The organism is Paenibacillus sp. Soil724D2 (assembly GCF_001427935.1).
Taxonomy (GTDB): domain Bacteria; phylum Bacillota; class Bacilli; order Paenibacillales; family NBRC-103111; genus Paenibacillus_E.
On record NZ_LMRY01000003.1, the window covers coordinates 17,118 to 31,743 of the forward strand.

Consider the following 14,626-nt stretch of genomic DNA (forward strand, 5'->3'; position numbering starts at 1 on the left):
ATTAAGAGGTGATGCCTAATGGCACGAAGAAGAAGCAACCGGGCCATCGTGCCCGGATCGGAACACGGCCTTGGACTGCTCAAGGCTCAAGTCATGAAGAATCAGGGGTATAATGTCAACCCAGAACGACCTGATCTCGTTAAATATGAAGTAGCCCGAACGCTTGGCGTTCCCCTTCAGCAAGGCTACAACGGGCAGCTTAGCTCGGAGGATGCGGGCAAGGTCGGAGGTCCGATTGGAGGGGCAATGGTGCGTGAGCTCGTGCGCATGGCGCAGCAGCAGCTGGCGAATCAGCGGCCACCGCAGCGATAGGTTCATGACAGACAGCCATATTCCGCCGCGGGTGTACATAAACTAGTAGCAAGCTGCTCGCAGCGCTACTTTCTATGTAGAAGTCAGGTGATGATGGCCGATGAATCCCCCAGGCAACCGAACGCCTAAGCCCGATTGGAAAGGGCTGTCGGCGCAAGCCGGCGATGTGCTGGGCCCCGAATTCTGGCAGGATATTGCCAGTATCATCCCGCTAACCGGGCCAAGAGTCGATATGTATGAGACATCGCAGGAACTCGTTGTTGTGGCTGAAGTTCCCGGATTGTCTTCGCCGGAGCAGATTCAGCTTTCTTTCCGTGACCAATCGCTGCTCATGCGAGGGATGCTCGTTCGGCCCTACCAAGTACTTGATGAACAAATGCGGTTGTCCGAGCGATTCTTTGGCGCATTCGAGAGAGCTTTCCGCCTACCTGGTAACGCTATGACCGATCAAATGCGGGCGCAGTATCACAACGGTTTGCTTATCATTCGTATCCCGCTTGCTCCTCCGGATGGAGAGAAAGTTATTCCGATACAGTTCACGTAATGAGTACACTGTGAACCTAATAAAGATTACCCTCTAACTGGCCTTACTGGCCGATTGGTTGGTAATCTTTTTCAGTAGATAAGAAAGTATAAGTATTATACTTTCTTATCTACCTTGACAAACGCGCTCGTCCTGAAGGACGACGGAGTCGTTTATCCTTGTATCCATAAATTAATCTTTAACAAAAAGAGAAATGAATCTCCCTTTGTCCCCATATAAATAAAAGAGATCGTTCGGAAACGCAGGATTGGAGGGATTACTGTGGTGCGCATACAATTTCAATCTATTCATATTGATGGAATCGCGGAAACATCCAGTGTGAATAGGGGTACAAATCGGATCATTGGAAGGCGTCATTCCGAGAAGATTAACCAGGGGCTCGGGGAAATAAGCGGAGAGCACAATGTTGTTCTAGGTGGCAAGCATACTGTCCAAGATGGCGACACCTTTGATGTTAAACCATCTACACGGAAGAGCTGAGATTAATGATGTGGTTTCAAAAAAAGAAAACGTCCCCGCCTAAAGCGCAGCCAACTACAGGAACAACTACAGCGAAAACATCAACCCCAGCTAGTTCTGCTAGCTCTGGAGCTAGTTCTGGCGCTAGTCTTGGAGCTAGATCAGAAGTTAAAGCTGGAGCCACGTCTCCCGTTCATGATCAACATGTACAGCAATTAGAACGGCGTCTACGTAAATTGGAAGAAGAATTAGCTGATCTTACTGCCAAACACCCGAAGATACATATAGATACCCTGCATATTCATCAACCCGTTTTAGAGAACTTAACCTTTCGATTGGATCATCTCGATATCAAGGAACTAAGCGGTTCTTTGAACTTAGGCAACAATTTCGGCGCCAAGCCAAGTGAGAAAAGTGTCCCGGTTGATGAAGTTTTTAAACGTGCTCAAGTGTCAAAAGAAAGTAAGACCGCCGGCTCTCGTACAGCAGCTGAAGGTGTAGAAGCTGATTCACAAGCTGCAGCCGCTCCGAAAACCGAGCGAACCGCGACCGGATATAAATACACACCACCGCAGTCCAAATCGTAAAGAGGTGATACAAGGTGTCCTCCTTCATGTCCCCAACATTCATTATCGGCTCAATCCGCATCGGATCGGTACAAAGCGCATCCTGTCTCAATATGGGCAATAATTGGCCGACTGATTTTCAAAGCAATCAGAAAACGGTCCAAGGCTTTGGCGCTGTCGAAGGCGACAACAATCAGTTAGTTGGAACGCGTTCTATGCTCAACGACTCCGATTTCCTTGATATGCTCAACATCGGCGATAACGAAACGCCCGATTGGCTGCAGGACATGATTGCCAACCAGGCTAGGACGTCCGGCTTTACCCCTGCTCCCGCCAGCCCGCAGGCCGAACATACGACAAATGCTCCGCAAACTGCTGATTAGAGCAGCTGCGGAGCATTCTTTTTTATACTCGGCCAATGATCAAATCCCCTTTGGTATAAGGTGCATCGATGATGTCATTATCGTAAACCGTGTTGATATTATAAAGCACGTAATTATGATCACCGTCTATTTCTCCAAGGCCGTTGTTCGCTTTCCCACTTGTAGACCAATTCACTTGTGTGTTGGTGCCAATAAAAATTCCTGATGCATCGGAAATGGAATTAACATGGATAGAATCAAATTCAATAAGCGGCGGATCTAGTGGGCACGGTAATTTCAACATGGTTTCACCCACCATTCAACTATACTTGGTTAGTGACAGCTGGTTTAAAATCTTGATCATTAATTGGTGAATCAATAAAGTCGTTGTCATAGATGAAATTAACAATATTGGCGGAGACAGAATTGCCGATCCACTGACCGGTTCCGTAATTGTTTTTGCTGTGTGAATCCCAGCTGGATTGCGCATTCTCACCGATCCCGATGGTTGCATTCGTATTCTGGTTGTTAATATTAATCATGTTAAAAACGATGGAACTCGGCACACTGCTCACTCCCTGTATTTGGATAACTTCCAGCTTCTTCTGCCCAGCTTGAGGGACTTGGGCCGGAGACTTGTATGTTAGCCTATTCATCCAGAGCCGAAATGGTACCAAAAAAAAGACCCTTTCCCATATCGGGAAAGAGTCCTCCTTTACCACCAGAGTCCTGGACCACCGAAGCCAAAGCCACCGCCATAAGGGTAACCACCAAAGCCACCGCCATATCCAAATCCACCATAAGCATAAGGTGCAGTACCAATCGCTAACAGATCAAATAAAACCAATGGAATAATCGCTTTTACTTGAACCTTTTTGCCTTTTTGCGGAGCGACAATCAACGTGTTACCGCTGATCCTCACCAATTTACCAGTTACTTGAGTTCCGTCTTTCTTAAGAGCCACGATATTTTTCCCGACCAATTTCCGAACGTCGTCTTTACGAATTTTGGATGCCACGAACGTCCACCTCCTTCAGCTACCAGAGATACATTGCTCTACAGTGTACGGCTGTGTAGGTAATATCGCTTGGATAGCTGTCCATTCTCCTATATAAATACGCAGTTGTCCCTCTTTCTGTTCAACCAAGGATAAACGACTCCGTCGTCCTTCTGGGACGAGCGCGTTTGTCAAGACTGATGACGCGAAGTATAAAACTTATACTTCCTTATCTACGCAAAAAAATTGCCGTCTCTCCAGCCCTAAGGCCAAGATAACGACAATTTTATGGATAAAAACTGCTTATGCTTTGCGAATCTTTCCAAGCTCTGTGGTAATCGCATCAATTTCGCTAATGCTGAAATTTTCTTTGCTGACGACCAAGTCATATAAGTCCTTCAAGTCCTCATATACTTCCTGCTTGACGTTCGAGGCTTTAATCGACCCACCGGTAGCCATGCGAAGCTTTCTCTTAATTTCTTCAAACATATATTCCACGTTTTCTTCCGACCAAATGTTCAAATCCATAGCTTTATATTCTTCCTTCCTCTAAGCGCGTGTGCCACATTAAGGAGCAAGCTCCCCTTCTGTTATTCTAAAGCACTTATCGGATGTTGTAAAATGAAATCCATTGGCTGATTTAAGCAGATTCTGTGTTGACAAGTGTCACTAGCGGACGCTGCTGTTCATAGGAATCTAAATCTAAGCTGACACAGATGAGGCGGATATGCTCTTCAGCCAGTTTCCGCGCTTCCTCATAGGATTGTTTAAACTGAATGCAGTAGGAGATGAGGCCATGTAAGGACATAAACAAATTCCACGGAAGAGTAAACTTCCTGCTCTCGGCTCCCGGTTGATCGGCCATCACTTGACGGATGACAATAGCAAACATTTCCAAGGACTGTGCTTGCTCTGTTCGTGAATATTGCTGCAGCTCTGGCTCGTTAATCATGAACATCATTTCGTAATGATGCGGATTGTTCAAACCAAACCAGACGAACTCCATCATCAACTTTTGAAGCAGATTCACGCTAAACCCTTGCTCACGAACAATCATTTCCCGCTGACGCTGTACTAATTCGGAGAAATCTTCCTTAATTAACGCATAAAACAGTTCAGCTTTCTCATTAAAATGGTAATATAACGCACCATGGCTGTACCCCATTGCTTTAGCGATGCTGCGCATCGTTAAAGCGCGATAGCCGAAAGTAGCGAATAATTCCCGCGCTTCCGCAAGTATTCGTTCTCTGCTAAGCTCTTGCGCGACTGCTTTCCTAGCCATTCCTATCCCTCCGCATCCTTAGCTTCTCTATGAAATTAGTTGTGCCTTGTAACCCAAGCCTGCCTATTCCGGCAAGCTCTTATGAACCCTGTATTCGTTCTCTCCTGCGATAACAATGCCTTGACCTTGTGTGAAATCAGTTGCCCAGTTGATAAATGCATCCGCTGCCGCTGCCAAAGGATAACATGCCACAGTCACTCTATCCGTAAACTGAATGTCTCCTAGGAGCATCCCCTGACTTCTCAACTCGTTCTCGAGTTTGCCATACCACGTATAGTCAACCTCAATCAGCACTTGCTGATGATTGACTTTATAAATTGGCTGTCCTGCTTCAATGCCTACCACGGCTCCATCCGCATAAGCTCGAATGAGTCCGCCCGCGCCAAGCATGATGCCGCCGAAATAACGGGTAACGACAATAACGATATTCTTAAGTCCTTGATGCTTAATCACTTCCAGAATCGGCTTTCCTGCTGTACCGCTCGGTTCCCCATCATCAGATTGCTTCTGAATCTGATCCCTTTCTCCGATGACATAGGCGCTGCAGTTATGTGTGGCCGACCTGTGTTCCTTCTTGATAGCTTCAATAAATAGGGTAGCTTCTTCTTCTGACTCTACCGGTTTGGCATGACCGATGAAACGCGACTTCTTGATGATGATTTCCGACGATCCGTACGATTGGATAGTTTTGAAATGTGCTAGCATAGCCGACCTTTCTTGGTAGAAGGAAACATCTGTTTCATTATATTCTACACACATCCTTTGACTTCGACAATATAGAAAGAAAATTTACCACATAAATAATGGAAATTTTCGATGGAAAAAACGACCAATCCGATAGGATTGATCGTTTTTTTGCTTGGCATTATGAATTAATTCTGCAAGCGTGCTTCGAGCTCCGCTTTTTCCTTCTCATAACCCGGTTTGCCTAAGAGGGCAAACATGTTCTTTTTATAAGCTTCAACGCCTGGTTGGTCAAAAGGATTCACACCCATCAGGTAACCGCTGATCCCGCATGCTTTTTCGAAGAAATACACCATATATCCGAAGGAGTAAGGCGTCATATCCGGCAGCGTTACGATCAGGTTCGGTACGTTACCGTCTGTGTGAGCAAGCATCGTACCTTGGAAAGCTTTCTTATTCACGAAATCCATCGTTTTCCCGCTCAGGAAGTTGAGTCCGTCCAAATCATCAGGATCTGTGCCAATTGTAATATGGTCAGCCACTTGATCAACTTGAATGACCGTTTCAAACAGAATCCGGTTGCCATCTTGAACGAACTGACCCATGGAGTGCAAATCCGTCGAGAAGTCTACCGATGCTGGATAAATACCTTTGTAATCTTTGCCTTCGCTTTCACCGAACAACTGCTTCCACCATTCCGATACGAAATGCAGGGAAGGCTCGTAGTTAACGAGAATTTCGATCGTTTTCCCTTTACGGTAAAGTGAATTTCGAACAGCAGCGTATTGATAAGCTTGATTCTCGCTCAACTTCGGATTGGAGAATTCATGCTGCGCATCTGCCGCGCCTTTCATAATCGCTTCCACATCAATACCCGCTGTCGCGATTGGCAATAAACCAACAGCTGTTAATACCGAATAACGTCCGCCTACATCATCTGGAATGACAAAGGTTTCGTAACCTTCTGCTGTAGCGAGAGTTTTGAGAGCACCCTTCTCTTGATCCGTTGTAGCATAGATACGTTTGCGCGCAGCTTCTTTACCATATTTCTTCTCTAACAACTCACGGAAAATACGGAAAGCAATCGCTGGCTCTGTCGTTGTACCAGACTTTGAGATCACGTTCACAGAGAAATCTTTGCCTTCAAGCAATTGAAGCAAATGCGTAACATATGTAGAGCTGATGTTATTTCCTACGAAATAAATCTCAGGTGTCTTACGTTTATCTTTTGGCAAAATATTATAGAAAGAATGAGACAACATCTCTAGCGCCGCGCGTGCGCCCAAATAGGAACCGCCGATACCGATAACAACAAGCGCCTCGGAGTCGGATTGAATTTGTTTAGCAGAAGCCTGAATACGAGCAAATTCCTCACGATTATAATTCTCAGGAAGATCAACCCATCCTAAATAATCGGAGCCTGCACCCGTTTTGTTATGCAGCTGTTCATGCGCTAGCTCTACTTGAGCCGCCAAATAATCAACCTCATGCTGGGATAAAAAGGATAGTGCTTTACTGTAATCAAATTGTAGTTTCTTACTCACTATGCTCGCCTCCATCTCTATTTTTTTCCTTTTCCTAGCATACTTATTTGCCTGTCCAAAAGCAAGTAAGCGATCCTATATTGAATGATATTCATCGATGAGCGATCACGTAAGCGGAGAGACTTTGGTCTCGGACCACAGATCCCTATAAAGTAATTCACAGGTTATAATTGCCATGATAAAATGAATCTAGAGGTGAAGGATCATGAAACGTATCGGCTTTATTGGACTTGGCACTATGGGCAAACCCATGGCTGCTAACCTTATTCAAAAAGGTTTTATGGTAACTGTATATAATCGGACTGCTGAAAAAGCGGACGAGCTAGCCCATCTTGGTGCTGAAATGAGTTTAACTCCTGCGGAAGTAGCTCGCAGTTCGGATGTTCTGATTACAATGCTTAGCAATGACGCTTCACTACTTGAAACGTTCTACAGTGAGCAGGGCATTCTGAGTGGCATTCATCCCGCTCTGACGATTATTGACTCCAGTACCGTAGCCCCACAAACAAGTCAAAAGCTGGCTGAGGAGCTCGCAGCGCATTTCGTCGACTTCCTCGATGCGCCTGTCACTGGCAGTAAACCTGCTGCCGAAGCAGGCACGCTTACTTTCATGGTCGGCGGCAGCCAAGAAGTGTTCGATGAGCATCAGGATGTATTCCTCGCACTTGGCAGCAAAGCACTTTACCTCGGGCCGAGCGGCTCCGGTTCGTATGCCAAGCTTGCCCACAACACGATGGTGGGCATTAATTTAGCCGGCTTAGCCGAAGGCTTATCCATTGCGGTTAAAGCAGGGGTGAACCCTGCTCAATTCTTAGATATTGTTCGCTCCGGCGGAGCGAACAGCAAGATGGTTGAGCTGAAAGGCGATAAGATTATCGATCGCGATTTCAGCAATCAATTCTCCCTGAAGCTGATGCTGAAGGATCTGCAGCTTGCGCAGGAAATTACGGGCAAGTTCCAACTGCCGACGCCTATGCTGCAATCGGCAACCAACTTATTCCAAATCGGCCTAAGTAAAGGCCTGGGTGAAGAAGATTTGAGCTCCGTCATTCAGTGTTATGAAGAATGGATGGGGCAGCAGGTCGTTCGACCTAGCGAGCCTGTCGTTGCTGCAGAGAAGCCGGCATCGCCGCTTTCTGGCCGCGAACGCCGCCGGAACACGCGCGTGAAGCTGGACATTAGCCTTAAGCTGTCCATTTACCAGTGGGAGCAGGAAGGTTCCTTCTCCGGCCAAAACATCGACGGTACCCTCTTCGACTTGTCCGAGAGCGGACTGCAGATCACATCTGCCGCCCCGCTTGCGCCGGACATGTTCATCGTCATCCACTTCCCGCAGGAAGCGGAGCTGCCGCCAATCACCGCTCGCGTGATTCGCATCGAGCCTGACGGCCGCAACTTCCGTTATGGCTGTATGCTGTCTGCGTTGCCGCCTTATGTGCGGATTAAGCTGGAGCAGTATATTGAGGATCATATTGCGTATGCAATGTAGGAAAACCCTTTTAAAGAAACCCTTAGAATCGACAAGCCACGACAACCAGCAAAAAGAAATAGTGATTATACATTAATGAAATAGTGATATAGGTTTACGCGACGCGTGAAGAACATGCCGTCTTTCCCTTTTGGGAGAGGCGGTATTTTTATTTTGCAGGGGAGGTTAGGGCTTGGCTTCTCTTCTCTTCTCTTCTCTTCTCTTCTCTTCACTTAACACACTGCACACACTGCACACACTGCACACACTGCACACATTGTACTATAGCAAACTGCACTGCACTACAACTACACTACAACAGACCAGACCAGACCAGATCAGACCACACCACACCACACTACACTACACTACACTACACTACACTACACTACACTAGACTACACCAGGTTAGCCCACACCACAGCTCAACTTAAAGTTGAACATAGCGTGAAAATAAGAAAAAACACTTTATATTTGGAGGTTGGAATGATGGACTTTGTAAAAGAGCATGAAAACTTTGTAAGATTCCATGAGGAGAAACGCTCAGGAGAGCGATTGCGCCGGTTAAATGAGGGGCATGGCTATGCGGAAAAACAGTTTATACAGAATATCTGGTGGCCGGTCATTGGGCATTTTCGCCATCTTCATCCCGAGTATGAAGTAAGAGATTTTCAGGACAACACCAGATTTGTCGACTTTGTATATCTCCGTCCGCCGCATCGGATTTGTTTCGAGATCGACGGTTACGGTCCGCATGCTCGAGATATTGACCGCTCTCGTTTCGGGGACAACTTAATGCGGCAAAATCAGTTGGTTCTGGACGAATGGAAGGTTTTTCGGTTCTCACTTGATGATATCACCCAGCATCCGCGACGCTGCCAACAAGTCGTCCTCAACATCATGGCGCGATGGTATGGCGATCAAACTCAACTTATATCACTCACACATCGAGAAAAAGAAATCGCTCGGCTGGCAACGAGTACCACTGATCCACTAAAACCACAAGTAGTGGCTGAACATCTTGGCATCCGAGTTGAGCACGCATGGAAGTGGCTTCGCAGCCTGCACAGGAAAGAGATAATAAAGCCAGCAAGTGGGGAACGAAGGATTCACTCTTACATTTTGGATCCTGGAGGGCGGAAATTGTTCGTTTAGGCTAATTTTGAGGGGTGGCGGCTGAAATTGGTTGATGCTCCCACGGAACCCCAGAATAGAAGTCTTTAGAGGCTTCTATTTGTGCCAATTCTAGGGTTTAAGTGAAAATAGAAGCTTCTAGAGACTTCTATTTGTTAAAAAAGTGGCACCAAGTTGGATTATCTATGCAAATAAGAGTCTTTGGAGGCTTCTATTTACCTCAAGTGAAGAGAAAATGACAAAATAAGAGTCCCTTGGGACTCTTATTTTAGGTGCGAGATGAAGTGTTACTAGCAATTCACCTATTTGCTGGTGATTTCTGGATCGCTGTTGAGTATTAGCAACTTACGTCTGCCCAGACGCTTTCGGAACTCGTCAGCCAAACGGTGAAATTCCACTCTAGCTTCTGCATCCTCTGTGCTCATCCAAGCAGCGGATAAGAAATTAATAATCTTATTCGCATCATCAGAACTCATCATATCCCCCCTTTCCTCCTCTATCTGATCAAAACGAGTTAGCTCGCTCCCTTCAATAATCCGAATCAGCTTGTCCGCATACTGCGGATCCGTTGCATACCCTACGCGCTGCAGCTCTTGACTAGCACACCTGTAATCTCTTTCATGCAGCACATTCACGTATCTGGGATTGCCTGCAAGCAGCAGCGAATGATCAAGTATGCTATCGTACCAGCTGTCGTACACACGAAAGCCACCTACAATTTGTATCCACTTGCCGTTTATGAATTCCTGCGTTACTTGCTGTTGCCCACTCCCCTTGATCCCAAACAAATTATTACCGGGAGCTGAGCGACCCCAGCCACTTTCCAGAATAGCCTGCGCGATGGTCACACTCTCTAAAATACCAAACTCCCGCATATCCTCTTGTGCAGCTGAAGCTAATTGATCAATAAAGCCATCTTTGCTCATAACCCCTCCTCCTTGCCTCGCAGCACTTGAATCATCTGCTTCATAAAGCTGGGCAGCGGAAGCCCTAATCGTCCATAATTTTCAGTAATGGAAATAAACTCATTTGCCAAATAAAAATAAATTGCTCCCGTCATCATCAGGTCCGTATCCATCAGAATATCCATGCGATGCGCCAGCATAATCACAAGCAGCATCAGCCCTTTGCGGGCAAGACCCCAGTAGCCAACTTGGCTATTAAGTCCTCGCTGTTCCTTCATCGAGGCGGCAATGCCCGTTACATAGTCGACTAGTATTGCCATGAGAAATAAGCTAAGAAGTTCGTTCCACTCGCCAAAGGCATAGGTTACGAAACCGCCGAGCGCGGCTGAAATCAGATTAAAACCAATTTGGTTCATTCGTTTTTGCTCCTTTCTGAATGTGATATTTTCCCTACTGACAGTTCGCCTTCACTGGCTTAGCCATCATACTATTTGCCCGACTCAATTTTGCCAGCCTCAAAATCCATATCAAAGCACAGTAAATTACGAACAATCCGTTTGAATCCAAGTTCCATCCGTTATTCAATTCCTCTTTGGAATAAGATACCTTAATATGAATTTATGTTGCTGTCTGAACGCCAGCGATGAGAGGTAACATGCCTTGCGGAGTTGCAGCGGCGCCCGTTAAAGTAACGGTCAGAATCCCTGTGGACAAGTCCCCTGAGCGAATCGTTGCACTTGAATTAATCACCGTTAACCACCTGCTATCAGCGCCTCCCATTGGCAATTTAGCTTGTTCAGCCAATCCCAGCAGTAATATTTGAGCGGCCAACTGATACTCATTGGCCGACCTCGCAGCAATCTGCCCAACGAATTGTTTCGTAAGCTGGCATGCACCTCTTGACTCCGACGCACTCTGTAAGCTCAAACACTGCCATGAGACGCTAGGTCGACACGTACCGTTGAATCCACGGTATACGCGCCACTGTGAGCCTAAAGCCGCTTCCGTAAATACGGTTATAGCTCTCAGCCAAGTTTCTAGCACAGGCTTTACTTGTCGAAGGATCAGGACAGATTTCATGAGGCACCTGCCTGCCCCATCCTTCTCCTGCACAGCGGGCAACGCAGTAATTTGCACTGTGTAGGTTAGCCCGTCCACCTCGATGACACCGTCATCCGGATTGAGCAGCTTGTTAATAGCGCTCCAGATGCGATCTTGCGCCCCCACCGGCGTTGTGCTTCTCACGTTCAAGCTCAGCTTGCGCCAGCTACCCGGCGCGTCTAACTTGAACTCCGCGCTGCCACCAACGTGACTGAGCCAAATAGCCTCATCCGGGGTCTGTGGAACACCGTCCACGAACAAGTCGTTCCCAAGGTTCCCCACACCTTCGGACTTTAGATAAAGTGCTAGCTGATTTGCCATGTTAATCATTCACTTCTTTTACCTCCTTCCTGTCGAAGCATCGTTACAGCACACCAGCCTGCCGTTTCCGCCTCTTTGACTCATCTGTAAGCATGTTTTACATCGTCTCAGCGACGCTCTCTCCGCCAGAGCCCTACATAACGATGTAAAACATCGTTATATAACTTCACTCCAACGTTCTCACTTACCACAAGATTTTTAGTGTTCGGTGTTCGGTGTTCGGTGTTCGGTGTTCGGTGTTCGGTGTTCGGTGTTCGGTGTTCGGTGTTCGGTGTTCGGTGTTCGGTGTTCAGTGTTCAGTGTTGAAAGTTGAATGTTGGCGGCAAATGTTTTGAAATTCAAAACATTTTTTTCTTTTCAAAACGGTCACTGCCTAAAAATGACCTAACTACCACTCGTTTCACTCCTTCCATTTGTCCCGTAAGCAGCCCTACAAGATCTGCTCGATCCGGACATTATCCGTTGCGTCCTGTTCAACCTAATCACCTCCCTCACTACTCTACACAACGATCATACCACGGCGTCAATCTAGCGAACTGCCAAGAAGCGGCCAACTTATGGTCACACTCCCTTAGTTGTTTGTATGCCTCTTATATACATTCTCTTCCTACACCCCATAGCCCCAAGCCCCATATCAGCATTACTCTTTAGAAAGTATCACCTCTAGCCGCAGCATGTAAGCAAGCTTAGCTATCGCCTTAGCCTTCACCCTGCGATAAGTACGCTCACTCAAATTCAGCTCATGGAACAGCAAGAAATCGAACAACTTGTCCCTTTGCAAATAACGTTTGCTGATCATTTCCTGTTCAAGTTCATCAAGCAGTAACAACGCTTGCTCTACCTCAGCGCATAAAACAACCAATTGTTCCTCCGTGTCTGCCTGGTACACAGCTGTCTGCTCCTTCACCTTGAATACCTGATTCGAGTCCGAAATCGTTCCTCTCTCTCTCCGCGCATACCCGATCGACCGGTACATTCGAACCGTTTCGAGCACATCTTCCACCCGCTTGCGCGTTGCCCGTCGATTAATTTGTTCTTGCTCTATGTGTAAAATACGTTCCACCATTCTCCGACCATCTCCTAAAATTTGTCGTTTTGAATTTCTAAACAAATCATACGTCTTCTTGTTTTAAAATTCAACACAAAATGTTTTGAAAATCAAAACTTTCTATCCGAACCCTCTTGTTTTTTGTAGCATCAACCCTTTACAATAGAAACAGGTGATGAAGCTATGAAAGATATGGTGCAATTCGGCATTCGAATCCGGCATTTGCGTCAGCAGAACAATTTCTCTCTTAGAGAACTCGGAGAAAGATCCGGTGTCAGTTATTCGTTTATTAACTCCATAGAAAATAACCGCTTCAATCCATCCAGGGAAACTGTTATCGCCTTAGCCGATGCGTTTAGAGGTGCTAATAAGGACGAGCTTCTACTGCTCGCCGGATTTGCTCCGACGGAAGAAGATGCGCTAGAAGGACCGCTTGGACCGAGCAGTTCCGTGGAAGTCGATGATCCTGAAGTAAGCTTATTTTTCAAAGATTTCAAAAATGCGCCCAAAGAGCGCCGAGACGAAATGCTCCGCTTCTGGAACTTCATCAAAGAGCAGCAGATGACCCGCAAACCAGACAGTCAACAGTAACAGTTTCCTTTGATGAACGAATTCATCATGGTTGATACGAAGCAAGTTAAGTTGTAAACTTATCCTTCTACAATATAGCCAAGCCCTAGCGGGCTTTTCTTTGCCTTAAATAAACGAACATATATTCCTATAACGAGGTGTTTGCCCTGTTCACTCACTACCAAACCACCCCTCTGGAACAATGGGTCGAGACTTTATATCTCCAACATGAGATCACAGAGCCATCTCAGCTTAGCATGACCAATTTGGCTGCTAAACTGCATATTTGGGTTTATGCGATGGATATGAACAGCATGGCTGTCGAAAATAATGGACAATTCAGTATTAACGTAGACCGACGTTTATCTGCCAAGGAGCAGTGGGAAGACTTTCTTCACGAGCTTTGTCATGTGCTTCGCCATTCCGGCAACCAAATGATCATGCCAGATCGCTATGTCGATTGGCAAGAGCAGGACGCAACGGCCTTCCAGCTCTACGCGGCAATACCTATTTCTATGCTTAAGAAACTCCCGCTGCCCGAGCAAAAGAACGAAATGATCGCCCTTCTTTCCGAAGAATTTCAAGTAACTCATCGGCTTGCAGCCGCACGCATAGAGCAAATTCAGCGTCGTGTCCTACAAGGCATTATGGATCATGAGTACCAGCTATTTACACAAAGCCAAAGCCAAGCTAGCAAATATAATCCAGCCAATTGGTCCGATGCAACTCGCCTCATCATGGACAAGCTGGAGCATCTGAAGCAAAAAGGGGCACCCTCTGATGGCTAAGCTTACCGTTTTTTATGACTTCCATGAAGAGCGCATCCAGCCATTTCTCATGGCGCTTCGTTTTCGGCCTAACGAGCTAGATTGGAACAAAACTTCGATGTACGTTCCATTAGGCGCTCCGTTTCAGCAGCTTAAGATGGAAGAAATCCCTGACTTAGAGGCTGGAATAACCGTCCTGCTGGATGACCTCGTCATTAATCCAGGACACCCCCAATGCATCGGCGTCAGCCTCTCCAGGATTAAACTGCGGCATATTACGCTTCTTAATGACCTTCAATACATCCAGCAACTATGGATACGCATGAGCGACATCGAAGAAGTGCTGCAGATGGATACCCGCTCCCTCTATCCCTGGTCATCCAATTAAATCCCCCACAAGGAAAATAAGCGCGTTTTCCGCGCTTTCCGCGAGAGTTCCGCGAGCCAAAACTCGCTGACAGAGAGTCCGAGAAGCCGAAAATCTACTTCTCAGCAGGCCATCCAGCGCGCTCGTTCTGAATAAGCTCGTAAACCGCGCTTATTCAATAGTACACGAATACAA

At 46.5% G+C, this 14,626-nt stretch carries 21 protein-coding genes; 10 read left to right on the forward strand and 11 right to left on the reverse strand.

Annotated elements, in window-relative coordinates; genetic code table 11:
• The first annotated feature begins 18 nt into the window (after positions 1-18).
• From ASG85_RS04995 to ASG85_RS05015, 5 genes are all read left to right on the forward strand, one after another.
• On the forward strand, positions 19-312 hold the full coding sequence (locus ASG85_RS04995; RefSeq protein ID WP_029199178.1) for an alpha/beta-type small acid-soluble spore protein: 294 nt from the start codon (positions 19-21) through the stop codon (positions 310-312).
• Between the two features lie 100 nt (positions 313-412).
• Entirely contained in the window at positions 413-856 is a 444-nt protein-coding gene (locus tag ASG85_RS05000) for an Hsp20/alpha crystallin family protein (RefSeq protein WP_060645538.1), read from the forward strand.
• 261 nt (positions 857-1,117) lie between these two features.
• Positions 1,118-1,336 carry a hypothetical protein gene (locus tag ASG85_RS05005; protein WP_057305060.1) on the forward strand — a complete coding sequence of 73 codons (219 nt, stop codon included), beginning with the start codon at positions 1,118-1,120 and terminating at the stop codon, positions 1,334-1,336.
• Between the two features lie 5 nt (positions 1,337-1,341).
• Positions 1,342-1,902, forward strand: coding sequence for a hypothetical protein (locus tag ASG85_RS05010; protein WP_057305059.1), 561 nt, complete (start codon positions 1,342-1,344; stop codon positions 1,900-1,902).
• 26 nt (positions 1,903-1,928) lie between these two features.
• The gene (locus tag ASG85_RS05015; protein ID WP_063860158.1) at positions 1,929-2,264 is read left to right on the forward strand and encodes a hypothetical protein; all 336 of its coding nucleotides are present in this window, start codon (positions 1,929-1,931) and stop codon (positions 2,262-2,264) included.
• A 22-nt stretch (positions 2,265-2,286) separates the two neighbouring features.
• Here ASG85_RS05015 and ASG85_RS05020 read toward each other — a convergent pair whose 3' ends face one another.
• From ASG85_RS05020 to ASG85_RS05050, 7 genes are all read right to left on the reverse strand, one after another.
• Positions 2,287-2,547, reverse strand: coding sequence for a hypothetical protein (locus tag ASG85_RS05020; protein ID WP_057305058.1), 261 nt, complete (start codon positions 2,545-2,547; stop codon positions 2,287-2,289).
• 19 nt (positions 2,548-2,566) lie between these two features.
• The gene (locus ASG85_RS05025) at positions 2,567-2,920 is read right to left on the reverse strand and encodes a hypothetical protein (RefSeq protein WP_057305057.1); all 354 of its coding nucleotides are present in this window, start codon (positions 2,918-2,920) and stop codon (positions 2,567-2,569) included.
• Positions 2,921-2,958: 38 nt separating this feature from the next.
• Complete coding sequence (locus ASG85_RS05030) at positions 2,959-3,261, reverse strand: hypothetical protein (protein ID WP_057305056.1); 303 nt, start codon at positions 3,259-3,261, stop codon at positions 2,959-2,961.
• A 282-nt stretch (positions 3,262-3,543) separates the two neighbouring features.
• A complete protein-coding gene (locus ASG85_RS05035) occupies positions 3,544-3,768 on the reverse strand; it encodes a DUF1128 domain-containing protein (protein ID WP_057305055.1) in 225 nt (74 codons plus the stop codon).
• 112 nt (positions 3,769-3,880) lie between these two features.
• Positions 3,881-4,522: a TetR/AcrR family transcriptional regulator gene (locus ASG85_RS05040; protein WP_057305054.1), complete on the reverse strand. Its 642-nt coding sequence runs from the start codon at positions 4,520-4,522 to the stop codon at positions 3,881-3,883.
• Positions 4,523-4,585: 63 nt separating this feature from the next.
• Entirely contained in the window at positions 4,586-5,227 is a 642-nt protein-coding gene (locus tag ASG85_RS05045; RefSeq protein ID WP_057305053.1) for a YigZ family protein, read from the reverse strand.
• 167 nt (positions 5,228-5,394) lie between these two features.
• Positions 5,395-6,750: a glucose-6-phosphate isomerase gene (locus ASG85_RS05050; RefSeq protein WP_057305052.1), complete on the reverse strand. Its 1,356-nt coding sequence runs from the start codon at positions 6,748-6,750 to the stop codon at positions 5,395-5,397.
• 205 nt (positions 6,751-6,955) lie between these two features.
• Here ASG85_RS05050 and ASG85_RS05055 point away from each other — a divergent pair, with 205 nt between their 5' ends.
• Positions 6,956-8,239, forward strand: coding sequence for an NAD(P)-binding domain-containing protein (locus ASG85_RS05055; RefSeq protein ID WP_057305051.1), 1,284 nt, complete (start codon positions 6,956-6,958; stop codon positions 8,237-8,239).
• Between the two features lie 465 nt (positions 8,240-8,704).
• A complete protein-coding gene (locus tag ASG85_RS05060; RefSeq protein ID WP_235550066.1) occupies positions 8,705-9,373 on the forward strand; it encodes a DNA-binding response regulator in 669 nt (222 codons plus the stop codon).
• A gap of 281 nt (positions 9,374-9,654) precedes the next feature.
• Here the strand turns inward: ASG85_RS05060 and ASG85_RS05065 are convergent, their stop codons facing one another.
• The 4 genes from ASG85_RS05065 to ASG85_RS05080 form a co-directional block, all read right to left on the reverse strand.
• A complete protein-coding gene (locus ASG85_RS05065) occupies positions 9,655-10,278 on the reverse strand; it encodes a glycoside hydrolase family 73 protein (protein ID WP_057305049.1) in 624 nt (207 codons plus the stop codon).
• A complete protein-coding gene (locus ASG85_RS05070; RefSeq protein WP_057305048.1) occupies positions 10,275-10,673 on the reverse strand; it encodes a holin family protein in 399 nt (132 codons plus the stop codon). Before ASG85_RS05070 ends, ASG85_RS05065 begins: the two co-directional genes overlap by 4 nt.
• A gap of 202 nt (positions 10,674-10,875) precedes the next feature.
• The gene (locus ASG85_RS05075; protein ID WP_060645539.1) at positions 10,876-11,688 is read right to left on the reverse strand and encodes a minor capsid protein; all 813 of its coding nucleotides are present in this window, start codon (positions 11,686-11,688) and stop codon (positions 10,876-10,878) included.
• A gap of 631 nt (positions 11,689-12,319) precedes the next feature.
• A complete protein-coding gene (locus ASG85_RS05080; protein ID WP_057305046.1) occupies positions 12,320-12,745 on the reverse strand; it encodes an ArpU family phage packaging/lysis transcriptional regulator in 426 nt (141 codons plus the stop codon).
• 165 nt (positions 12,746-12,910) lie between these two features.
• On the opposite strand from ASG85_RS05080, the gene ASG85_RS05085 reads away from it, so the two are divergent.
• The 3 genes from ASG85_RS05085 (at position 12,911) to ASG85_RS05095 (ending at position 14,452) form a co-directional block, all read left to right on the forward strand.
• Positions 12,911-13,318 carry a helix-turn-helix domain-containing protein gene (locus ASG85_RS05085; RefSeq protein WP_057305045.1) on the forward strand — a complete coding sequence of 136 codons (408 nt, stop codon included), beginning with the start codon at positions 12,911-12,913 and terminating at the stop codon, positions 13,316-13,318.
• Positions 13,319-13,563: 245 nt separating this feature from the next.
• On the forward strand, positions 13,564-14,085 hold the full coding sequence (locus tag ASG85_RS05090) for an ImmA/IrrE family metallo-endopeptidase (protein WP_162257235.1): 522 nt from the start codon (positions 13,564-13,566) through the stop codon (positions 14,083-14,085).
• Positions 14,078-14,452, forward strand: coding sequence for a hypothetical protein (locus ASG85_RS05095; RefSeq protein WP_057305043.1), 375 nt, complete (start codon positions 14,078-14,080; stop codon positions 14,450-14,452). Before ASG85_RS05090 ends, ASG85_RS05095 begins: the two co-directional genes overlap by 8 nt.
• Positions 14,453-14,626: the final 174 nt, after the last annotated feature.